The sequence below is a fragment of the Chondrinema litorale genome, assembly GCF_026250525.1.
Classification (GTDB): domain Bacteria; phylum Bacteroidota; class Bacteroidia; order Cytophagales; family Flammeovirgaceae; genus Chondrinema; species Chondrinema litorale.
The window spans coordinates 2,606,501-2,630,009 of record NZ_CP111043.1 but is presented as its reverse complement, the minus strand read 5'-3'; the positions used below and the strand labels follow the sequence as shown (position 1 = coordinate 2,630,009).

The window sequence follows — 23,509 nt, the reverse complement described above, 5'->3', positions numbered from 1 at the left end:
AAGTTCCCTGTATTCTTGTTTTTATTACCGAACTGGTAATTTCTAAATTCCAACATTATTAATCGTCATTCGAAACCATCAAACCAGTCTTTAAAATCATTTACTTTTTCTCTACTAACAATCATTTCTTTGGGAGATTCTGGTGATGTTAAAACTTTTAACCTACTATTTGAAAAAATAACCACATCATTAATTGCGTGAATATTTACTATAAATGTTCGATTTAACCTAAAAAAGAGTGAAGGATCAAGTAAGTCTGCCAAATCTTCCATTTTATAATCTATAATAAATTTTTTCCCTTGTAGACTTATTAAATAAACGGTTCGACCTTCGGCAAAAAAGTAGGCGATTTTTTCTGTAGAAATACTTCTTATATGCTCACCTAACTTTACCATAAATCTCTTTTTATAGTTTTTCTTTAGGCTAGCCAGCATTTCTTGTAGTGCATCTAACTTAGGAGCATCATTATAAGAAGGTAAATTTTTTCGAAGGGTTTCCAGTTTATCTAAACTTTCTTGTAAAGCTTTTCCTGTAATTGGTTTTAGAAGATAATCAATGCTATTTACCTTGAAAGCCTCAATGGCATACTCGTTATAAGCAGTTGTAAAAATAATCGGCTTGTCGATTTTTACTTCTTTAAAAATTTCAAAGCTTAAACCATCTGCTAGTTGAATATCAAGAAACAAAAGATCAAACTCATTTAAATCTTCTTTTAACCATTTTACAGCCTGTCTAATACTTTGTATCACACCAACCACTTCTACATCAGCCATCAGCTTTTTTAATAACATCGACAGTTTTTCAGCCGCAGGTTTTTCGTCTTCAATAATCAGTACCTTCATTGTTAGTTTTATTTTTACAGTTCTTCCACTTCTAGCCTGAGTATCGGAATACTAATGGTAATTTCATGATAAGCTTTAATTCTTACAAGTGGCTCATCTGTGTAAAAAGAATAAGCTTGTTGCAAATCTTTAATCTCCCTTAATGCTTTAGGTACTGGCTTTAACCTTTCGTTAAGCTTGCATTGCACTGAAACACTCTGTTCTCCTTCAGTAAATATTTTAATTTGCATGGGGTGTGCAGAAGAAATAATAGAGTTTCTAACCAAATGATGCACTAATAAAGGAATGGTTCCAGGAATAACTTCATCATCTAGAAATTCTGCCTCAGTTTCATCTATCAGACTAATAAATGAATTTTCGAAGTTTAGTAACTCAACAAGATTTTTTCCTGCTTCTATGTCTTTTGCCAAAGTAGTTAGTTCGTCTTGCCTATTGTCTAATGAATAGCGATAGAAACCAGCCAATCTGTTTATAAACACATCGGCTTCTTCTGCATCTCTATATATTAGAGAAACTAAGGTTTCTAAACAATCATAAAGTAAATCTGGGTTTACTTCATTCTTAAAAGATTGTAAGCGATACTCAAGGTTTTTTCTAAGGTTTTCTTCTCTCTGTAATACCGCTTCGTTCTGTTTATTTAAATAGAAAATGCTGATGTATAGCGAATTATAAAAGAAACTACTTAACAGATAGATACTTGTAATTAGATACAACTCTTCTGTAAATACTCTATAGCCAACCAGATAAATAAAATAAACAGAAACCAACAAACTGGTTATTGCAACTGCCCAAACTGCTAATAAGGTAAACTGAAGGAAAATCCTTAACCTAATACCTTTTTTAAAAGCATAAAACCGATCTATTAGGTTGATGAATATTCTGAGTGATTCAAAATTTATATAGGTGAGAATGATACAGAATAGCAATTCGAATAACTCAAAGTTTGATGAAAGCTCTGTAATTCTATCATTCACTAACAAAATCAAGATATACACCATGGCTCCATATACCAATGGACTGATAAGTCTGAAATATAGATTGTGTATAAAGTTATTTTTATCCATGTTTTCTGATAATGGCTATTTAATTTTTTATTCTATAAGGTAAGGAAAAAAGCATAGGGTAAATCTTTATTCCTCTGCTTAGCATCTATATATAAAACCGGCAATACCACTGTGAAAAAAGTATCATTAATAATCTTTACAGGAATCTCAGAAAAGTACCCATACCTTCTTCTAATGTTAGCTAGGCCTACCTTAAAAGATGAGGTACTCTCTGGTACTGTGGTTTTATTATTTCGTACAATTAATCCTGTTTGCTCATCGTAAGAGATGGTAATATTTAGTGGAGAGCCTTCTGTAATTACATTATGTTTTACTGCATTCTCTATAAGCAATTGCAGGGTTAAAGGCGGTATCTGACTTGTATACAGTTCATTTGGAATATCTATAAAAACCTTTAGGCTTTCATCGAAGCGAACTTTCAGTAGAAATATATAAGACTTAATAAAATCAATCTCATTTTCGAGCGCTACAAGTTTTTTATTATTGGTCTCTAATACATATTGATAAGTTAAGGCAAAGTTTCTGATAAACTCTTCGGCCACTTCTACATCTCTGTATATTAATGCTGAAATTGTATTTAAGCTATTAAACAAATAATGCGGGCTTAACTGGCTCTTAAGCATATCATATTGAAGCTCAAGTTGATTTCTCATCATTTGTACTTTCTGGATTTGCACTACTGCATATTGCCTGTAAGAGAACCAAGCAAAATCGACAATGGTATAGGTAAATGCAGTGAAGAAAAATACAATGCCTGTTTTTACAATGAGCTCCTCTCTATTGATAATCATATAGTTTAACTCATCCTCGCCTACACTTAAATAAAGACTAACTGCTATTAAGCCAAAAAACAAAATAAAAGCAGTTAGAGCATCTAGTAAAACACCTATTATAAACCTCAGTAAGGTATGCTTCTTCCAATTAATTATTTTACTCAAAATACTATTTACTCCTAGTACCGACCAACCAGTAATTTGAACCAGTAAAATCATGAGTAGGGTTTCTCTGTAATCTACCAGAAAATCAGGAAAGCTGCTGGTTTCACTATATACAGCATAACTGTAGAGTAAAATTCCAAGTAAACAGAGTATCAAAAATACCCGATGAAAGAATTTCATATTAAGGTTATTCAGAAATAGATTAGAGTAATTAGTTTCAGTGAATTTACTCGGTTTTTAATAAATCGCATTAGTACATTTCTTCCATCACTCTTCTGTATTCCGAATCTGAACTGATTGTTCTAGCAGCCTCTTTGTAAGCATCTTTTAACTTAGTGTTAGATTTATCCATCACTTTACTCACACTTACTAACACATGACCTTTTTCTGAACTAGATGAGATCGTTTCACTCGCTTTCAATATTTGTAAAATAACACTTTCTGAAAGATTATTTTCATCAGTTAAAGATGATAACACATTCCCTTTCTCAGAACTACTATCAATCGATTCAACTGCTTTAAAAAACTCCTGATCTGCTATGGTAGATTTACCTACTAAATGGAAGCTCTTTCTTAAAGTAGCTCCTTTCTCTGAGCTAGAAGAAATACTTCTGATACCTTTAAAAACCATTACCATTGACTCATTAGTCAATGTAGTTTCTGAAAGTAAACTTCTGAGCACAGAACCTTTTTCAGATGTACTACTAATTCTATCTAAAGCATCAAAAAACTGTGTTTGTACTTTCTGGTCATTGTGCAAGCCTTTTTCAACTGCAGCCCTGAGAATTGATCCCTGTTCTGAACTTGATGATATTTTAGATGAGCTCTTTAGCAGTCTTTCCATAGCTCGGGCATTAATTGTATTCTTTTGCATTAAACTTCTTAATACACTTCCTCGCTCAGAACTACTTGTTATATGATCTACTGTATTAAAATATGCTTCTATAAAAGCTTCATTATTAACAAACACTTCATTTACAGTACGCAATACACTGCCAGTCTCACTACTAGAGCTAATCTCCTCAGCAGTTTCTAATAACTTGGTTAAAGCAGCTACAGATAGTTTATTATTCTTAAGCACACTTCTTAATACACTGCCCTTTTCGCTACTAGATGTTATTCTGCTTACACCTTCGAAATATGCATCGGCAGAACTTTCATCTTGTAAAAACTTACTTGCATACTTTCTAAAAATCCTTCCCTTCTCACTACTAGAGCTAATTACATAACCTATCTTTTTAGCAATAAGACCAGGCTCTCCTTTCTTTAAATTTTTGAGTTCAAGTAAGTTCTCAAAATACAAGCCTTGTACAGAGCTACTTTCTATTTCTGAGATTTCATTTAAAACCTTATCAATTCCACCAGAATTATACAATCGCTTTACTCTAATATCTGCACCCAAACCTGTTTTTCTGAGTACATCGAGCATAATATCTGCTAGCCACGATTTTCCTTCTTCATTAAAATCTTCTCTAGATTTACCAGAAAAATATTCATAGTTAAGCTGCCCGTTAGAATTACTTTCGATTGCAACAGCTCTCTTGTTACCAAAAGTTGTTTTACTTACCTTAAAATACCCTCCGGGAGATATAGAAGCAATGCCTTTCTCATCGTCTGTAATAGTAATTTTCCCTTTATACTTAATCTCATAAGAAGAAAATGTATCGCTAGATTTGTATGAATACTCTCCCCTATCGTCTCGAACACTTATACGCGTGCTAACTTTCTGGGCAAATAAAAAGTTACTTAAAAGGAAAAACATCGGAATAAAAATTAAATATTGTTTCATATCGGTTTTAGCTCCGCTTATTACTAAAATTGTTATTACTTAAAAATTAATTACCTTACAATTATGCATACTATTTAATTATAGTAAAATTGATTTGTATCGAAATGTAGAATAAGGGAACTGAATTGCAGAATCAATGTATTGTTGTGTAAACACGATTTAGTAATTTAGTGAAACTATATAACAAATTATCATGCTTAAATTCTGGACACTATTACTCACAATTACACTATTAGCTCAAATTTCTCTTGCTCAGGATACTCAAAAAAAAATACCTGAACAAGGTAAGTATGATGGGAAATTTCGCAAAGGGCAAAGACATGGAAGAGGCACTTGCATTTGGCCAGATGGCAGTAAATACACAGGCATGTGGAAATACGGCACAATGAATGGCAAAGGTATTTTTACTTATCAAGGCTATAAATATGATGGATACTGGGAAAATGGCGAAAAAAGCGGCAGAGGTACACTCACATTTCCAGATGGTACTTATTATACAGGCGAATTTAAAAATGATAAATACCATGGCTTTGGCATCTTAAAGCTGTCAGATGGTAGTTCGCACGAAGGCCACTTTAAAAATAGCAAAAGTAACGGCCAAGGAAAACATGTTTGGGCATCTGGCACACAATACATTGGAGAATGGAAAGACGATATGATGAATGGCAAAGGCATTCTGATGTATTACGACGGAAAAGTTGAACAGGGTACTTTTAAAAATAATGAGTACGTTCCATGCGACTGCAAAGAGCTAGAACAAACACCAATCGAAGCATACAATTCATCAGAAGCTGTATTTGTAGGGAAAGTAACCAGTGTATACCCAAGCGAAAATGGTGATTTTGAAGAAGTATTTTTTGAAATTGAGCAACACTGGAAAGGCGAATTTGGCTTTGGTAGAACAGTAGTGGTTGCAACTGCTTACACTTCTTGCGATATGATGTTTTTCGAAGGTGAGTCATATTTGGTTTATGCTTCGTCTGAAGTATCTGGATATTTTATTACCAGTAAATGTACTAGAACTCAAGAAGCACTTTTTGCTACCTACGATATAGAACAATTGAACGCTGAATTACCATGCGAGCAAGAACAGCAGAAAGTTAAAATTTTTAATTCTAGTGAAACAGATTTTGTATGTGGTTGTAATGGTAAAACCTATAAAAACCCTTATAAAGCAGCAGAAGATGGAGTTTCTAACTGGAAAAAAGGCAAATGCCCTGAGAATGGCAAATAATAAATTATTAAAACAAAAAAGGCTCAGATTCTAGAATCTGAGCCTTTTTTGTTTACTCTAATATTATTCTCTTATTTCTCTTCGAACAATTTTATACCTAACTCTTTAAGTTGTTCTAAAGATGCTGGCGAAGGAGAATCAATCATAACATCTCTTCCTGAAGTATTTTTCGGGAATGCGATAAAGTCTCTGATTGAATCTGAACCACCGAATAAAGAACATAAACGGTCGAAACCAAATGCAATACCACCATGTGGCGGAGCACCGTATTCAAAAGCTTCTAGTAAGAATCCAAACTGTGCTTGAGCTTCTTCTTTAGTGAAACCTAATGCATCAAACATACGAGACTGTACATCTCTGTTATGAATTCTAATAGAACCACCTCCGATTTCAACACCATTGATAACCATGTCATAAGCATTCGCTCTTACTTCTCCTGGCTCTGTTTCCAATTTTTTAAGGTCTTCCGGAATTGGCGAGGTAAATGGATGGTGCATTGCATGGAATCTTTCAGACTCTTCGTCCCACTCCAACAATGGAAAGTTCACAACCCACAATGGTTTAAATACATTCTTATCTCTCAAACCAAGTCTTGAACCCATCTCTAGTCTCAATTCGCCCAGTGCTTTTCTGGTTTTCTTTAAATCACCAGAAAGTACTAAAAGCAAATCGTTAGCTTCTGCACCTGAAACCTCAGCCCAAGCTTTTAAATCATCCTGATTAAAGAATTTATCAACTGATGATTTGTAGCTTCCATCGGCATTGCATTTTACATAAACAAGCCCTTTTGCTCCTATCTGAGGTCTTTTAACCCAATTAGTAATTTCGTCTAATTGCTTTCTTGTATATTCTGCACAACCTTTTACACATATCCCCAAAACAGCTTCAGAATCATCAAAGACTTTAAAGCCTTTACCTTTTGCTACTTCATTAAGGTCTTTAAAAGTCATTTCAAAACGAATATCTGGTTTATCAGAACCATAAAGGCTCATCGCATCAGCATATTCCATTCTTGGGAAATCCTCAACCTCAATACCTTTAACTTCCTTGAATAAGTATTTAGCTAAGCCTTCAAATGTTTGTAAAATATCTTCTCTTTCAACAAAAGACATTTCGCAGTCTATTTGAGTAAACTCTGGTTGGCGGTCTGCTCTTAAATCTTCGTCTCTAAAACATTTAACCAATTGAAAATAACGGTCGAAACCAGCTACCATCAAAATTTGCTTAAATGTTTGGGGAGATTGCGGCAAAGCATAAAACTCACCTGGATTCATTCTAGAAGGAACAAGAAAGTCTCTAGCACCTTCTGGTGTAGATTTTATCAACACAGGAGTTTCTACCTCGATAAATTCCTGATGATCTAAATAATCTCTCACAGATTTCGCCATTCTGTGTCTTATTTGCAAACTGCTTCTTACAACATCTCTTCTAAGATCTAGGTAGCGATATTTCATTCTGAGGTCTTCTCCACCATCAGTTTCGTTTTCTATTTTAAATGGAGGAACTTTAGATTCGTTTAGCACTTCTAGTTTCTCTATTTTCAATTCGATATCTCCAGTAGGAATTTTATCATTTTTTGAGAATCGTTCTGCAACTTCTCCTTCTACACTTATTACAAATTCTCTCCCAAGCTCTTTCATCTGGTTAAGCAACTCCTTATCGGTAACTCCTTCTTCACCGAATATCTGAGTTATACCATAACGGTCTCTTAAGTCTATCCAAACCAGCGCGCCTTTATCTCTAACTCGCTGTACCCAACCGTTTAATTTAACCTTTTTTCCTACATCGGAAATTCTCAGCTCACCACATGTATTTGTTCTCAGCATTTTTATAGATGGAATTATATTTGTAATATTGTTAACAATCTTAAATACAGATAATAACTATCTTCTAGCAAAATTATCTTTTCTCAGGTCAAAACTATCACATCTTCTGAAATTTTACTAGACTTCACTATCTTATAACTTCTTGGCATTAATCACAAACTATCAACTTTTGTTTTTAGAATACTGTTATACATTATATACCTTAATTTTTTTAATTAGATTATGACCACGCTAAGAGATCAAAATTCTGGGTTTAATTATTCAGAAGAATCGAATTCAATCAATCAACACATTATTCGGCGATCAGAAATTGCTGATAATAAATGGATGTTATGGGCAAGTTGGTTTTTCGTTGCTGCTTTGCCAATCGGAGCTATTGCTTTAGTTAGTTATTTATTTTTTATCCGTTAATTTTTTCTGTAAACTAATCATAAGCACTAAATTTAGTGTATGAATAAGCAAGCAGAGATAATAAGCAATAAAACTTGGCTTTTTTCCCGAAACACCGATCTATTTATTTTAATGTTGCCGGTTTGGGTCTGCTGGATTATATGTTTTAGTTTACCTGAATCTGTTTTAAATAAAGATTTACCTTTGTGGTTTTGGGCTGTATTCATTCTAGGTATTGATGTCAGCCATGTATGGAGCACTATTTTTAGAACTTATCTTGACAAAGAGGAGTTTAATAACCACAAAAATCTACTCATCTACACACCGCTCGTCAGTTTTATCTGTCTATTTTTGCTGGCATTTACCTCTCATTTATGGTACTGGCGTGTACTAGCTTATTTAGCATTATATCATTTTATAAAGCAGCAGTACGGATTTTTAGCGCTTTATAATGCAAAGTTTGGCAAAAAATTACATAAGATTTTTAATGATAAATGGATCATTTATTTCTCAATGATCTATCCTGTTATATACTGGCATTTAAGCGGAAATAGGGCTTTTAACTGGTTTGTAAAAGAAGATTTTTTCAATATTGGAGGCACACTAACTCAGCATTTACAAAACATTGAACCTGTTTTGCAAGGAGTACTACAGTTTGCCAATATATTTTACTGGCTAATTATTGCTGCTTGGTTAACTGAGGAAATTCTACTTTCTAAAAAGCAATTTCGCAAAATAGCCACAGGAAAAGTTTTATGGGTGCTTACCACTGCCGGAAACTGGTATTTGGGTATTGTCTATTTTAATTCAGACATTGTATTTTCATTAACCAATGTAGTTGCTCATGGAATACCTTATATAGTGCTAATTCTATATTATGTAGAGAAGAAAAAGAAAATTAAAAGTAAAGCCACTACAAGAAAGAATCTAGTAAAGGGAGGATTGAGTATTGCTTTTATGCTTTCACTGATCTTACTACTTGCTTTCGGAGAAGAATATATGTGGGATATGTTTCTATATAGAGAAAAACAACCGCTATTCGAAAACCTATTTGCCTATCCATTTAATGCCGCAACCACTGTATTTTTTCAAGCTTTTGCCTTAGCAATGCTTTCAATACCACAGGTTTCTCACTATATCATTGATGGATATATATGGAAAGGAGGCAAAAAGAATCCTTATGTTAAGAAAGTATTTATTGACTAAATACTTATTTCTCAGCTTGCTCCGCGTTAGCCTCTAGGTTAAATAAATCATTAAGAAGATCTACAAGAGTTTCAGCCTCGCCTCTTTTACAAGCAGCTTTTAACTGTAACACCGGTAATTTTATGATTTTATTCATCATATTTCTGGTGATCATCTCTACTTTCTCAGTCTCTTTTTCATTGAGCTGTTTCATGTAGCGACTCAACTCTTCCTGTCTGATTTGCTCAAGTGCATTTTTCAGCTTTTGAATAGTTGGAGAAAAGATCATTTCTTTAGACCACTCATTAAACTCTTCTACAGATTGAGCAATAATTTCTCTAACTAATGGAATTGAAGCCTTTCTCCTTTCTAATGCCTGAGAAGCACGATTGTTAATATCATCTACATTATGAACAATTGCACCTGGAATTTCCTCAACATTTTTTTCTACACTTCTAGGTACAGAAAGATCAATAAATATTTTGTAGGTAAGTAGATTTAAATTTGTAACTCTCTCTTTAGTAAAGAATGGCTCGTGGCCAGCAACAGAACTAATAATTACATCAGCCTTTTCTGCTTCTTCCCATAAGTTCTCAAAAGGAGCAACTTTATAATCACACTCTTGTGCTAATGTTACTGCTTTAGAAATTGTTCTGTTTACAATAGTTACATCTTTAATGTGCGTATTCTGTAAGTTTCTCACTACATCAGAACCAATCTCACCAACACCTACCACCAAAACTTTAGGATCTGCTTTATCAAAAGTAAGCTCTTCTACCAATTCTACTGCTGCATAAGAAACTGATGCGGCTCCATCTCTAAAAGCGGTTTCTTGTACAACTTTCTTATTAGTAAAGAAAATGGTGTGCATTAAACGGTGTAAAAAAGGGCCAGCTGCCTGCAAATCTGCAGATAACTGATAGGCTCTTTTAACCTGATTTGTAATTTGTAAATCGCCAACTACTTGAGATTCTAAACCAATCGATACATTAAACAAATGAATCGCAGCCTCATTCTGATCATTAACCACTTGAAAGTAAGGGATTATTTCATCAGAGTTTGCAATACCTCTTTCTACACAAAGTAATTGAATGAGTGTTTTAGATTGATCTTCTTGAGAGGAGTAGTATACTTCTGTTCTATTACAGGTTGATAATACCAAGGCCTCCGAAACTGATGTGATTTCCAGAATCTTCCTCATTAAGCTACCACACTCTTTCTCATCTAGTGAGATTTGTTCTCTAATACTTAGTGGTGCATTTTTGTAAGATATAGAAATTGCCTTAAACTGAGATTGCATCATGTTTTGAGATTGGTTGCCGCAAATTTAGCCAATGAAATTCCAAATGAAAAGTCATATAAAAGCAAAAGTACTAACTATGCATTTATTCGGCTTATGATTTCTATCAGTTTTTTTTCATGACTTATCGCAGAAAACCTTATTTATAAAAAGTCTAATTACTTTTGCACTAATTATTCTATAGTAAAAATGTATAAAACACAGACCAGCATATTATTTTTTTTCATCTTTCTTTATTCCAATTGTTTTGCACAAACAAATGAGAAAGATACGCCAAGTGCCAATTTATCTACGCCTTACAATACTGTTGTAACGCATTTGCAGTATTTGCAAGAAGATAGTTACTACCCTAAAATTGCAGCTCAATCATTAAATGCTGAAAATCTTTCTGAAGATCAAAAGGTAAAACTGGCAGTTAAGCTTAAGCAGATCTATGATGGAACAGGTAATTATATTGATCCTGAAATAATTCCCCAAGATCCAAATTACACAGATTCCCTAAGAAACAACCAAAATAAATATGTGGTAGTTTCCAGTTTACCCAGTATTTATTTAGAAAAAGTGGGAAATAAATGGCTTTATTCTGCAAATACTGTAAAACAGATTGATGCTATCCATAAAGATGTATACCCATTTGGTACCAGTGAGCTATTAGATCTAGTTCATTTTATTTCTGACGGAGGCAAAGTTGCAGGTAAAAAATATATTGGACTCTACGTTTGGCAGCACATTGGGCTTCTTTTACTAATCTTCATATGTTTTGTTGCTCATAAAATATTTACTTTCTTTATCGAAAAAGTTTTAGTTAGACTTTTAGAGAGGTTTAGAAAAGATACTATTGCAGGGAATTACATTGTGCCAGTAGCTAAACCAATCAGTTTATTGGTAATATGTTGGTTTGCAGCTATAACCTTTCCTGTATTACAATTCCCAATATTTATATCTCAGTACATTATTAAAATACTAAATGCACTACTTCCATTTTTTGTGGTAATGGTCATTTATAAAATGATTAATGTGCTTTGCTATTACCTTGAAAAAATCACTTCAAAAACAGAAACTACTTTAGACGACCAGTTAATTCCTTTATTAAGAAAGTCGCTCAAAATTTTTGTGATTATAGGTGGAGTTATTTTCATCCTCCAAAACCTAGAGTTTGACATTACTGGTTTACTAGCCGGAATTTCAATTGGAGGTTTGGCATTTGCGTTAGCCGCACAAGATACACTTAAAAACCTTTTTGGCTCACTAATGATATTTGTTGATAGACCTTTTACTGTTGGCGACTGGATTGTAACAGATGGAGTGGATGGAACAGTGGAAGAAGTTGGTTTTAGATCTACCCGAGTTAGAACTTTTCATAATTCTGTTGTGTCTATTCCCAATGGAAACATAGCAGATATGACTATCGACAATATGGGAATGCGTATTTATAGGAGGTTCAAAACTAATATTGCTATTACTTACGACACACCTCCCGAATTGATAGAAGCTTTTATTGAGGGATTAAAGCAAATTGTAAAAAATCATCCAGATACTAGAAAAGATTATTACGAAATACATATGAATAATTTTGGAGCTTCTTCTCTAGATATTTTATTTTATATATTCTTTAGCGTACCCGATTGGAGTGGAGAGCTGAAAGCACGTGGGGAAATTATGATAGATATTATTCACCTGGCAAATAAATTAGAAGTGCGATTTGCGTTTCCAACTTCTACACTACATGTGGAAACATTCCCCGAAAAAAAATCACTAACACCTGACTACGATATTTCGAAAAACGCCTTTATGGCTAAGCTAAAATACCTGCAGGAAGGTAAGCAAGCAAAAAATTAAAAAAGGTGAATTGTTTGCTTTCAAATTATACTACTAAATTAGCAGGAACTTAATTAAGAAATGAACATACTAATTTTAACCTATCAGGGAGACGTTGCCGGGTCGACAAATTCAATATCATACCTTGCCAAAGGTCTGGCAGCACGTGGGCACAGAGTATTTGTAGGGCTAAGAAAAGAAAGTCTATTATTTGAACTATTAGAAGATACTGGTGTAATTCGAGTACCTATGACTTTTAGTGGTCGATTTGATTTTGATAATGTTTACCAAATTAAACAATTGGTAAAATCTGAGAATATAGAGTTTATTAATGCACAATCAAGCTACGATAGATATACCAGTGTTTTTGCCAAATGGATGTATCAATTACCTGTTAAAGTAATCCACACCCGTAGGCAAATATCCAAAAGCATGGGTGGGTTTTTCCAGAATCTGGTTTATGTAAAAGGTACTGACAAGGTAATTGCAGTAAGCGATGGGGTTAAAAAAAGCCTAATGGCTGGCGGAATTCCAGATAAACATATCGCTGTAGTTTATAATGGTACTCCTAAAGAAAAATACGATAACCTTGACCCTCTAAAAATTGAGGCATTAAAAAAGGAATATGGTATAGTACCAGGCGATAAAGTAATCGGATGTATTTCTAGGCTAAAAGAGCAAGAGCAAATTATAGAAGCGCTTAAATATGTTCCTTTTAAAGTGAAAGTTATTTTCGGTGGAATTGAAAAACAACCTCACTGGGATAGTATTATAGATCAATACCCTGTAAAGCATGATGTGTTTTTTACTGGAATATTATCTGGCCCCGAAATTTTACATCTCTATAAGCTTTTTGACATCAAAGTGTTAGCAAGTACGATTGAAGGTTTATCTCAATCTCTACTTGAAGCAATGTTTTTAAAAGTACCAGTAATTGCTACAGACGCAGCAGGAAACCCAGATCTTGTAAAAGATGGCGAAAATGGCTTGTTATTCGAAAATGCCAATACCAAACAACTTGCTGAGAAAATTGAAAAGCTATTTGAAGATGATGCTTTAAGAGAAAAACTTATTACAAACGGTTATAAAACAGCCAGTGAAAATTTTTCTTTAGATAATACCCTAGCCGGAATTGAAAATCTCTTCGCATCTTTATTAAAAAAAAAGTAAGTTCAAATACCTGAAAAACTAAAATGGTTAAGCTTTCTGTTGTTGTCATCACTTTTAATGAAGAAAAAAACATAGGGCGCTGCCTTGCTTCAGTAAAAGATATAGCTGATGAAATTGTAGTTATAGATTCATTTTCGACAGATAAAACTGAAGAAATATCTCTTGAACATGGAGCAAGTTTTATCAAGAATGCTTTTGAAGGACATATTGAACAAAAAAACTATGCTATAACGCAGGCAACTTACCCACACATACTCTCTTTAGATGCTGATGAAGCCTTGAGCGATGAACTTAAAAAGTCAATTTTAGCAGTTAAGCAAAACTTTGAACACGACGGATATTTCTTTAACAGGCTATCTAACTATTGTGGAAAGTGGATTAAACACGGCAGATGGTATCCTGATAAAAAACTGAGACTTTGGGATAGCAGAAAGGGAAAATGGGCAGGATTAAACCCTCACGATAAATTCGAAATGCAAGAAGGTTGTAAAACATCATGGATTAAAGGCGACCTTTTACATTACACTTTTTACAATATCGCACAACATACTTTACAAATCCACAAATTCACCAATATATCGTCGCAGGCATCTTACCAAAAAGGTAAAAAAGTAAACCTCCTTAAAATTTTAGTAAAGCCCACATTTAAGTTCTTTGCCGATTATGTTTTAAGGCGTGGTTTTTTAGATGGCTATTATGGATTGGTAATCGCTATTTTAGGTGCTCAAAGCAAGTTTATGCAGCTTGTGAAACTACACGATATTTATAAAAGCAAAAAAGCGAATTAATAAGGAATAGAGTTACACTTTCTTCAACTTATATCTTTCTAATGCTTTTCCCGACTGCTCATGTAGTTTTTTCTTGAAGAACGAAGTGCCACCTAGTAACCAACCTTTCCAACCCATTGCTTGTGTTGCCCATCTATGGAGGTTAAAATGGTCGTGATGTTTTATAATCTTTCCATCTTTAAGCTCAAAGCTAGCATCAATGATATTATGCACGCGTTTTCCTGTTCTACTGAAATCGTACCAAGCCTCCCAATGTGCACTGCCACTATTATCTATCGATTTAATATCACTAAACTCTAGTTTAAAATTTACAGCATTTTTACATAGCATCTCCCACATACATTTAGCATCTTCTCCTTTTAATTTACCAAATGCAGGGTCTTCAAACTCAATATCATCGTGGTAGCAAGCATTCATTTTAGCAGCATCTTTTTGCTGAAATGCCTGATAGAAACTAGTAATTATATCTTCCATAAATCATATTCTACAATCGATGTAAGATAAGATAATTTGCAATAAAGTGCCATCTATCTAACGATTTCTTTAAACAGCAGTTAGAACTACAAACAACAATTGCTAATACCTTAATTAAGGGTATTTGTATGCAATTTTGATATTTTACATATAAGGTATTTTTATATTTAACCGATTATTTTTTTGAAGATAAAATTATGGCAGAAAAAGTTCTGATTAGCGGAGGCACAGGCTTACTTGGTAAAAAGATTACCAGTATTTTACAGGCAAAAGGCTATGAAGTTAGCTACCTTAGCCGAAGTAAGGGTAACAAAAATGGCATAAAATGTTATCAGTGGGATATTAATAAGCAGGAAATAGAAGAAGAAGCCATTACTGAAGCAGATTATATAATTCATCTGGCAGGAGCAAGTGTGTATGATAAAAGATGGACGGATGAATACAAAAAAATAATTATTGAGAGCAGAACCAAATCGGCAGCTTTACTCTACAACACCATTAAAAATACAGAAAACCACGTAAAAGCTTTTATTTCTGCATCTGGTATTAGCATTTATGGAGATAGAGGAAATGAACTGGTTGATGAAGATTCTGAAGCAGCAGATGACTTTTTAGCTCAAGTTTGTGTTGCTTGGGAAGATGCCGCATTTAAAATGCAAGAATTAGATATTAGAACGGTAGCAATTAGAGTGGGAATAGTTTTAAGTGAAGAAGGTGGAGCTTTTCCTAAGTTATTGATGCCAATTAAACTTTTTGTAGGTGCTCCTTTGGCGTCAGGCAAACAATACATGCCTTGGATTCACATTGACGACCTTTGTAATATATTTGTAAAGGCTTTAGAAGATGAAAAAATGAGTGGAGTTTATAATGGAGTTTCTCCGCATCCACTCACCAACGAAGCACTTACAAAAGCAATTGCAGATAAAATATCTCGACCAGTATTTCCGATAAATGTGCCTGGTTTTGCACTAAACATTGTGTTAGGCGAATTCGCAGAAGTATTAACCGGAGGGATTAGAGCATCGTCTAGAAAGATAGAAAATACTGGATTTAAATTTACTTATCCTAAAATCAATACCGCATTAAATAACTTACTTAAAGATGACTAAACAAATTCAGCAAAAATTTGAAGAAAGCATTAAAATAGCTGAAGACAAACGATCTTATGAACACAAACAATACAATCTGATCGCCATTCTCAGAATCGTTTATTTTGTAGCAGCAGTTGTAGCCATTGTGTATGTTGGTGACAAAATAAACATCTGGTTAGCAATATTCGCAGGTTTTATACTGCTCACTGTATTTGCTTTTATCATCCGATATCATCAAAAAATCGCTTGGAAACGCGATTACTATTCTTATCTAAGTAAGGTGAATCAGGAAGAAATATACAGGTTAAATAATGAATTTAAGAAAATTAAAGATGGTGGCGAAGAATTTCTAACACCTAACCATGCTTATGCTTTAGACCTCGATTTGTTTGGCAACACTTCCGTTTTTAAATCTTTAAACCGAACAATTACGGTTAAAGGAAAATACTTGTTGGTTCAATGGATAAGTAAACGAGCAGAAAAAAGTACAATTTACAAAAGGCAAGAAGCAGTAGATGAGCTTAAAAATCAATCAGAATTAAGAAAAGACTTTCAAGCAAAAGGCATGTTTCACCATGGTAGTTTAGAAGAAATCTCTAGACTATTAGCATGGGTAAATACAAAAGCCAGTGATCTACATCAGTTTTTACCAAAACTCTTAGCTTATCTGCTACCTACATTACTTTTTGCAGGTGTCGCACTGTATTTAGTGCTAGACAATATCCCTCCGATTATTATCGCTTTCCCATTATTATTAAACTTTTTGGCACTTGGCAAATACAGAAAAACCATTACAGCTCTTTGTGAAGACACAGTTAAAAGTGCTAAAATTTTAAAAACTTATGTTGAGCTATTTAAAGTCTTAGAAGAGAATGAATACAAAAGCGAGAAGCTGAAAGAAATACATAATAAGCTTGAAATAAATAATGAGAAAGCATCGGTTGCTATAAAAAAATTAGGTAGCATTTTAAGCAACCTAGAAGTGAGAGAAAATGTGTACTTCGCCATGACGATTAACCTTTTCACTCTCTACGAAATCCACTGGGCTTTACAATTAGAAAAATGGAAAGATAACCACACAAATGAGTTAGCTACTTGGTTCGAAGCTTTGGCCGAATTTGATGCACTACAAAGTATTGCTGGTTTTGCTTACATCAACCCAGATTTTGTACAACCAGAAATTACAGAAGCTGACTATTACTACGAAGCTATAGAATTAGGGCATCCATTAATTTCTGCCACACAGCGGGTTTGCAACAATTTTCATTTCGATGGAAAGGGCAAAGTAATCTTAATTACAGGGTCAAACATGTCTGGTAAAAGTACATTTTTAAGAACCTTGGGCATAAATGCGATACTTGCATTTACTGGTGCTCCAGTTTGTGCTAAACAACTCAAGCTTTCTGCTTTTGATGTTTTTACAAGCATGAGAATCCAAGATTCATTGGAAGAAAACACTTCTGCTTTTTATGCAGAATTGAAGCGAATAAAACTTCTATTTGAAGTATTAAAAGATAACCAACCCGTATTTTTTCTTTTAGATGAAGTATTGAAAGGAACAAACTCGAAAGACAGACACCTTGGAGTAAATGCCATTTTAAAACAGCTTTTCGATAAAAATAGCTTTGGTTTACTTTCTACCCACGATTTAGAATTGAATCAACTAGCAGACAAATTCCCTGAGAACATTGTAAACAAAAGTTTCAACAGCTCCATTATTAATCAGCAACTGCATTTTGACTATAAACTCCACGATGGAATGTGCCATAGCTTTAGTGCCAGTAAACTCATGGAAAACCTCGGTATTTTGGGAGAAGATGTAGCGATGTAAACATACATCTTCTCAAAACATCGAAGGATAAGTCTCTTTCAGGTATGACAAGTATTTCTGGAAATTACTATTAAACTTCTCCTCGAACTCTTCTCGAAACTGATTTTGGCTGCCGCTGTACCTAACAAAAGCCATAAAGAATGCATTGTTTGGCGTAAAATTATCAAAGTATTCTTTATACCTTTGATTTCTAAATGGCAGGTTTCTCATATCTGTGGTAATCTCAGAAATTAATTCAGACTTTTTAAGTGCTTTCTCCTCATAGGTATCTTGTTCAGCAAAAGAATTGTAAAGCGAATCTAATCGCTTAGTGGAAGAAAGAATGTAATTGGTGAAAAGCTTATAGTCTGGCTGCTTATTGATATAAGAAATATACTCTGCCGAGTACTCACCATATTTACTAATCAAAAACTTCTTGGCTCCCTCCTCGCCTACAAAATTTGCCAGATTCTCATTGTATTGCAGATTGTCTTTGATAAAGAGCGTTCCGTGAGTTAATTCGTGGATTATCAATTCTGCCAAATCACCCTCACTCCTATTTAACATGTTTGAAAGTATAGGGTCATTAAGTATACCAAGTGTAGACCAACCATTTACTTCTCTTACTCTTACATCCCAACCTTCTTTATCCAGCTGCTTTTCTGCTTTATCAATCGCTTTTTTATCAAAATAACCTTTGTATGAAAATGTACCCAACAGCGGAAAAGACCATTCTTTATTTTCTAGCTTAAATGGCTTGCAAGCAGTTACCACCCAAAGTATTGGTTTATCGTGCTGATCGTACATTTTTGTGTAACTATTAGAATAATCCAAACCAAGCGAATCAAAAGCATACTGCCTGATTTCTTGAATCAATTCAATTTTACTTTTACTTTCTTCAGGGTATTGAGGATCTTCTAGAAACTCAGTGACTGGCTTTGCATTAAAAATAATATTGAGCTGCCCGTAAGCTTGTTTTACTCCATAAACCACCAATTCAAAATTGATAAGAGAAAACACAATGATGAATGTAAGTAAGAGCTTTAGAATAACCTTAAAAATATTATAGGTTTTTGGTGGCTTTATTCCCTTTCCATGAAATGTCAATGAGTTCTCTGGATACCTCGGGATTTTCGTAGTATAAAAATCCATGATTCTTTTCAGGTCTGCATCTACATCATCTGTTAAATGAATTGGTTCTGGCAACACCCCAATTTCTCTATTCTTATAATCTATAAAAGCCATTAAAACAGGCACATTGGCAGCTTTTGCCATATAATAGAATCCTGTTTTCCACTTATCAACATAACTTCTTGTACCTTCTGGCGTCACTGTAATCGCATACTTCTCATGTCCTTTGTACTTCTCTGCTACCTGATCTACCAAGTTATTATGCTTACTCCTATCAACCGGAGTACCACCAAGCCAATAAAATATAAAACCAAATTTTGATTTAAAGAGCGATGCCTTCCCCAGAAATCGAGCATCATTCACTTTCACTAAAGGTCGGGCAGCTACAGCAATGGGGAAATCCCAATTAGAGGTATGATGAGCTAGTATAAGCACATACTTTTTTACTTCCTTAGGTTTCTTTCCTTTTATTTTCCATCCGATTAACCAAAGGAAATATCTGTAAAATAGGTGGACTAAAAACATAGACGGCTGTTTATAGTAATGTGTTTATTGATGTAAGTGAAGCAAATTTACATAATATGATAACTAATTTCTTATGGAAGAGATGTTCATATTTCAATAAATTTTAAAGGAATAGAAAAATATGATGATGAAGTTTTTGTGAACAGGAGTTTTAGGCTCATCCCTAAGTCATAAAAAATAGAATTAAAGGCATGGTGAGACTTGCTAGAAGGGTTTCTAGTGTGATAATTCCTGCCATTAAAGGTTGATCTCCTTTTAATTGTCCAGCTAAAATATAAGAAGATACTGCACAAGGTACACTTGCCAATAGTACAGCAGGGAAAATAATGGTATTATCTAAGTGCATTAATAAACCTAAAACAAATACAGCTATAGGAAGGAAAAACAATTTAAGAACAAAGGCAAAAAACACAGGTTTTAGCATACTTCTCAAATCACTAATAATTAAACCATTTCCAACAGATAGTAAGCCAAGTGGCAAAGCTGCTTTGCTAATAATTGAAATTAAATCTTTACTTCCGAAAGGCAAGCCTATACCTGTAATGTTTAAAAATATGCCGACAATACAAGATAGTACAAGTGGGTTTGTCATAATATTTCGTAAGATAGCTCTCGGATTTTTGGGATTTTCGGGGATATAGAAAGCAAAAGAGAATACACTCAACACATTTACCAATGGTACCACAACTAACAAGCATAAAGCCACAACAGTTAAGCCATCGTGTCCATAGAGTGTGCTAGCTGCTGCTAAGGCGACAAAAGTATTTGGTCTAATACTCCCTTGAAAAACAGATGGCGCTCCTCTTGGTGCAACACCTCCGACATAGCAAAGCAGCATAGATAATAACCCAGAGGCTACAATACTACCAAACATGAGAACAGAAATTCCTAAGAATGACTTTCCACTTAAATCTGCCAGTGCCAGCTTTTCTACCAAAAGAGCTGGAAGTAGAAAATAATAGGTAAGCTTATCGGCAAGTGGCCAGAAACCCTCGCCCGGAAATTTTTTATTTTTAAACCATGCACCAATTATAACCAATGCAAAAATGGGAATAATTGCTTGCAATATGTCTAACATAGCTATTTAGAAAGTAAGTTTAACAATTCACAAAGTATTGGAATTGCCTATTGGTTTTATTCAAGTAAAGATTCTATATCTTCCTTGGTAAGCTTCTTTATAAAGCTTTCTTCAGTTGTAATTAAATCTGTAGCGAGCTTAAGTTTTTCTTGCTGTAACGCCAGAATTTTTTCTTCTACAGTATTTTTAGCAATAAACTTATAGGTAAATACCTTGTTTTCTTGACCAATTCTATGCGCTCTATCTATTGCCTGTTGTTCAATTGCCGGGTTCCACCAAGGGTCTAGAATAAACACATAATCTGCGGCAGTTAAATTCAAACCTAAACCACCAGCTTTTAATGAGATAAGAAATACTTTTAAATCATCATCCGTCTGGAAGTTTGTAACCTCGCCTTGTCTGTCTTTGGTAGTACCATCTAAATAAGCATATCTAATGTCTTGTTTATCTAGCTCATTTCTCACTATAGTCAAATGCTTAACAAACTGGCTAAAAATCAAAATTTTGTGATTTTCCTTTAATGCAGTTTCTAACATATACATTAAATCCTCAAGCTTTCCAGAGGTGCTCGTAGAGTCTGGATTCACCATTTGTGGATGATTAGCAATCTGTCTCAGTAAGGTTAAACCTTGTAGTAGCACAATCTGAGATTTACCCATTCCGTGAGTTTCAATCTCTTCTAAAATTTTATTCCTGAACTGAGATTTCGTCTCTTCGTATTCTTTCTCCTGATCTGCCGTCATCGATACATAATGTATCTTTTCAGTTTTCTCAGGTAAATCTTTAGCAACTTGAGATTTATGTCTTCTTAAAATAAAAGGTTTAATTAAAGCATGCAGTTTCATCATCTTACTGCCATCCTTTTTCCTTTCTATCGGTAATTGATATTCCTGCTTAAAATATTTTTCTGTACCTAATAAACCCGGATTAGCAAAATTCATCTGCGACCATAAATCAAGCGTGGTATTTTCTATTGGCGTACCTGTAAGAATTAATCTTCTTCGAGATTTTAAATTATTTACAGATTTAGAAATAATAGAAGAAGGATTTTTAATTACCTGAGACTCATCCAGGATAACATAGTTGAAATAATATTCTTGCAGAATTTCAATATCAATTCTAATAATTCCATAAGATGTAATTACCAAATCGTAATTATCGAAATTGGTTACATCTTTATTTCTATTGGTTCCAGTGTAAGAAAATACTTTGAGGTCGGGAGTAAACTTTTTTGCTTCCATCTCCCAGTTGTATAAAAGAGATGTTGGCATTACAAGCAGTGTTGCACTACTTTGCTCATTTTGCTTAAGCTTCTGTAGTAAAGCCAGTGTTTGCACGGTTTTACCCAGACCCATATCGTCTGCCAAGCAACCACCGAAGTTATATTCCGACAAGAAATTTAGCCAGTTATAACCCGCTTGTTGATAAGGTCGAAGCACACCTTGAAACTCTGATCCTACTTCAAACTCATCGATTTTATTAAAGTCTTTTAACCTATTTAGCTTACGGCTCATGGTTACTTTAGCCAAGTTGCCAGTTTTTAGCTCTTGAACTAAAGCAATATGATGTTTATGTAAAGCAGGCTGTTTATCATTTTCGTGTACAAAATGAAAAAGGTCTGCATAGCGCGTAAACCAGCTTTCTGGAATTACCGCAATTTCACCATTTGGTAAAGTAAACTCTCTTTTATTTCTTATAATTAGCTTCCTAATTGTAAGAAAAGGTATTTCGTATTCGCCAAAATGTACTTTGGCATTAATATCAAACCAGTCTCTTCCTTCACTTATATCTACACTTATGCTGCTTTTACCAACAAAATACTTCTTCTCAGATTTCTTCTGATTTAATACAATACCTGCATCTTTAAGCTCTTGAGATCTTTCACTTATTATATCAAAAGCAATAGATTTATTAAGTAAAGATTTACCATTATTCAAAGGCAAACCCATTTCTTGTAATTTGTCAATAATATTTTTTTCACCGCTTAGGTACCTTTTCGTTCGATGGAAAATGTATTCATCGTTGTTATTTTTTTCCATCACAACTGTAATTGGCTTGCGGTCTGCCGAAGAAAACTTGTAGTTGCCGTATTTAAAATTTAAAGAAAGCAGTATCTTCTCTTCGTATTTTCCATTGCCATTCTCACTTTCTCCAAACAATGAACTTGATGCAGATTCTGAATATTCAGCAATATTCAATTCTGGTACAAATTGATATTTTTCAGTTACTATGTTTATTCCTCCCTTGGCAAATACATCAAACGACTCAATTAATGGTGCTACAAATTTCTTGTAGTAGTCGTCTTCCATACTTTTAGGAATGGAAATAAAATTCTTTCTAAGAAATGGTCTAAGTTTTTTGCCATCTACTCCCTTTTCAAATGAATATATGTGGCCATCTACCATTAACCATGCAGGTGTATCGCAAAGAATAATGGCATTTCTATATTTAAACTCAACCTTGCCTTCTTTGTGTCTGATAGTCGGATAATAGTGAGTATTATCCTCATTTCTAAAAAAATGGAACCTAACACTGGCTTTTTCCTCCTCCACAACTAGCTTTCGATAGGTTGGATCCCCATCGTTTGCCATTTCATAAACTTCTTTTCCAGGTAACAGATTTAAAACCTGATTTCTCTTCTTTTCAAGATAAACCTGAATTTTTGCCTGTAAAGCTTCGTCTTTTTTTATTTCGTAAACTGTATCGAAAAACCGGGCAGGTAATACTTTTTTGTTATAAAACTTTTTGATGATTGCCTCTTGCTGCATAGAGTCCATTATCTTGATTATCTCATAATCGGACTCTTCCAGACCAGTTGCAAACTCGTGAGCATTTAGACTAGATATGTTCTGATTTCTAAGTGTTAATTTACCACTTTCGTTTACCTCAACAACAAATGATTCGAACAGATATCCTAAATACTGATGCTCAAACAGTGAATATACAAGTTGAAAAGGTTTTTGTGGTGATACATTCATGAATAATGATAAACAATAACAGTTAGTTAGCTAAAAAATCCAGTGAAACTTCCCAGAACAAAATTCGAATTTAATGCA

The 23,509-nt window shown here is 34.0% G+C and carries 18 protein-coding genes; 8 read left to right on the top strand and 10 right to left on the bottom strand.

Going from position 1 to position 23,509, the window contains the following annotated elements:
* Window positions 1-65: 65 nt before the first annotated feature.
* The 4 genes from OQ292_RS10880 to OQ292_RS10865 form a co-directional block, all read right to left on the bottom strand.
* A complete protein-coding gene (locus OQ292_RS10880; RefSeq protein ID WP_284682154.1) occupies window positions 66-842 on the bottom strand; it encodes a LytR/AlgR family response regulator transcription factor in 777 nt (258 codons plus the stop codon).
* Window positions 843-856: 14 nt separating this feature from the next.
* A complete protein-coding gene (locus OQ292_RS10875) occupies window positions 857-1,906 on the bottom strand; it encodes a histidine kinase (protein ID WP_284682153.1) in 1,050 nt (349 codons plus the stop codon).
* A gap of 32 nt (window positions 1,907-1,938) precedes the next feature.
* The gene (locus OQ292_RS10870) at window positions 1,939-3,024 is read right to left on the bottom strand and encodes a sensor histidine kinase (protein ID WP_284682152.1); all 1,086 of its coding nucleotides are present in this window, start codon (window positions 3,022-3,024) and stop codon (window positions 1,939-1,941) included.
* A 70-nt stretch (window positions 3,025-3,094) separates the two neighbouring features.
* Window positions 3,095-4,633, bottom strand: coding sequence for a hypothetical protein (locus OQ292_RS10865; protein ID WP_284682151.1), 1,539 nt, complete (start codon window positions 4,631-4,633; stop codon window positions 3,095-3,097).
* 193 nt (window positions 4,634-4,826) lie between these two features.
* On the opposite strand from OQ292_RS10865, the gene OQ292_RS10860 reads away from it, so the two are divergent.
* Window positions 4,827-5,867, top strand: coding sequence for a hypothetical protein (locus tag OQ292_RS10860; protein ID WP_284682150.1), 1,041 nt, complete (start codon window positions 4,827-4,829; stop codon window positions 5,865-5,867).
* A gap of 71 nt (window positions 5,868-5,938) precedes the next feature.
* On the opposite strand, the gene aspS is transcribed toward OQ292_RS10860, so the two are convergent.
* Window positions 5,939-7,693 carry an aspartate--tRNA ligase gene (gene aspS / locus OQ292_RS10855; protein WP_284682149.1) on the bottom strand — a complete coding sequence of 585 codons (1,755 nt, stop codon included), beginning with the start codon at window positions 7,691-7,693 and terminating at the stop codon, window positions 5,939-5,941.
* 222 nt (window positions 7,694-7,915) lie between these two features.
* Here aspS and OQ292_RS10850 point away from each other — a divergent pair, with 222 nt between their 5' ends.
* Together OQ292_RS10850 and OQ292_RS10845 are read left to right on the top strand one after the other, a co-directional pair.
* Complete coding sequence (locus OQ292_RS10850) at window positions 7,916-8,104, top strand: hypothetical protein (protein ID WP_284682148.1); 189 nt, start codon at window positions 7,916-7,918, stop codon at window positions 8,102-8,104.
* 39 nt (window positions 8,105-8,143) lie between these two features.
* A complete protein-coding gene (locus tag OQ292_RS10845; RefSeq protein ID WP_284682147.1) occupies window positions 8,144-9,289 on the top strand; it encodes a hypothetical protein in 1,146 nt (381 codons plus the stop codon).
* Between the two features lie 4 nt (window positions 9,290-9,293).
* On the opposite strand, the gene hemA is transcribed toward OQ292_RS10845, so the two are convergent.
* A complete protein-coding gene (gene hemA, locus OQ292_RS10840; RefSeq protein ID WP_284686001.1) occupies window positions 9,294-10,568 on the bottom strand; it encodes a glutamyl-tRNA reductase in 1,275 nt (424 codons plus the stop codon).
* Window positions 10,569-10,757: 189 nt separating this feature from the next.
* On the opposite strand from hemA, the gene OQ292_RS10835 reads away from it, so the two are divergent.
* From OQ292_RS10835 to OQ292_RS10825, 3 genes are read left to right on the top strand one after another with little or no spacing between them, the layout of a single operon-like run.
* A complete protein-coding gene (locus tag OQ292_RS10835) occupies window positions 10,758-12,407 on the top strand; it encodes a mechanosensitive ion channel family protein (RefSeq protein ID WP_284682146.1) in 1,650 nt (549 codons plus the stop codon).
* Between the two features lie 60 nt (window positions 12,408-12,467).
* Window positions 12,468-13,556 carry a glycosyltransferase family 4 protein gene (locus tag OQ292_RS10830; protein WP_284682145.1) on the top strand — a complete coding sequence of 363 codons (1,089 nt, stop codon included), beginning with the start codon at window positions 12,468-12,470 and terminating at the stop codon, window positions 13,554-13,556.
* A 23-nt stretch (window positions 13,557-13,579) separates the two neighbouring features.
* Window positions 13,580-14,344: a glycosyltransferase family 2 protein gene (locus tag OQ292_RS10825; protein ID WP_284682144.1), complete on the top strand. Its 765-nt coding sequence runs from the start codon at window positions 13,580-13,582 to the stop codon at window positions 14,342-14,344.
* Between the two features lie 12 nt (window positions 14,345-14,356).
* On the opposite strand, the gene OQ292_RS10820 is transcribed toward OQ292_RS10825, so the two are convergent.
* Window positions 14,357-14,818: a nuclear transport factor 2 family protein gene (locus tag OQ292_RS10820; protein ID WP_284682143.1), complete on the bottom strand. Its 462-nt coding sequence runs from the start codon at window positions 14,816-14,818 to the stop codon at window positions 14,357-14,359.
* Between the two features lie 197 nt (window positions 14,819-15,015).
* On the opposite strand from OQ292_RS10820, the gene OQ292_RS10815 reads away from it, so the two are divergent.
* Both OQ292_RS10815 and OQ292_RS10810 read left to right on the top strand, forming a co-directional pair.
* Window positions 15,016-15,927 carry a TIGR01777 family oxidoreductase gene (locus OQ292_RS10815; protein WP_284682142.1) on the top strand — a complete coding sequence of 304 codons (912 nt, stop codon included), beginning with the start codon at window positions 15,016-15,018 and terminating at the stop codon, window positions 15,925-15,927.
* A complete protein-coding gene (locus OQ292_RS10810; RefSeq protein WP_284682141.1) occupies window positions 15,920-17,740 on the top strand; it encodes a MutS-related protein in 1,821 nt (606 codons plus the stop codon). The genes OQ292_RS10815 and OQ292_RS10810 overlap by 8 nt, the downstream gene beginning before the upstream one ends.
* Before the next feature lie 12 nt (window positions 17,741-17,752).
* Here OQ292_RS10810 and OQ292_RS10805 read toward each other — a convergent pair whose 3' ends face one another.
* The 3 genes from OQ292_RS10805 to OQ292_RS10795 all read right to left on the bottom strand — a co-directional run bounded on the left by OQ292_RS10805 (window position 17,753) and on the right by OQ292_RS10795 (window position 23,431).
* Window positions 17,753-19,375: an aminopeptidase gene (locus tag OQ292_RS10805; RefSeq protein ID WP_284682140.1), complete on the bottom strand. Its 1,623-nt coding sequence runs from the start codon at window positions 19,373-19,375 to the stop codon at window positions 17,753-17,755.
* Between the two features lie 163 nt (window positions 19,376-19,538).
* Entirely contained in the window at window positions 19,539-20,453 is a 915-nt protein-coding gene (locus OQ292_RS10800) for an AEC family transporter (RefSeq protein ID WP_284682139.1), read from the bottom strand.
* A gap of 56 nt (window positions 20,454-20,509) precedes the next feature.
* Window positions 20,510-23,431, bottom strand: coding sequence for a DEAD/DEAH box helicase (locus OQ292_RS10795; RefSeq protein WP_284682138.1), 2,922 nt, complete (start codon window positions 23,429-23,431; stop codon window positions 20,510-20,512).
* Window positions 23,432-23,509: the final 78 nt, after the last annotated feature.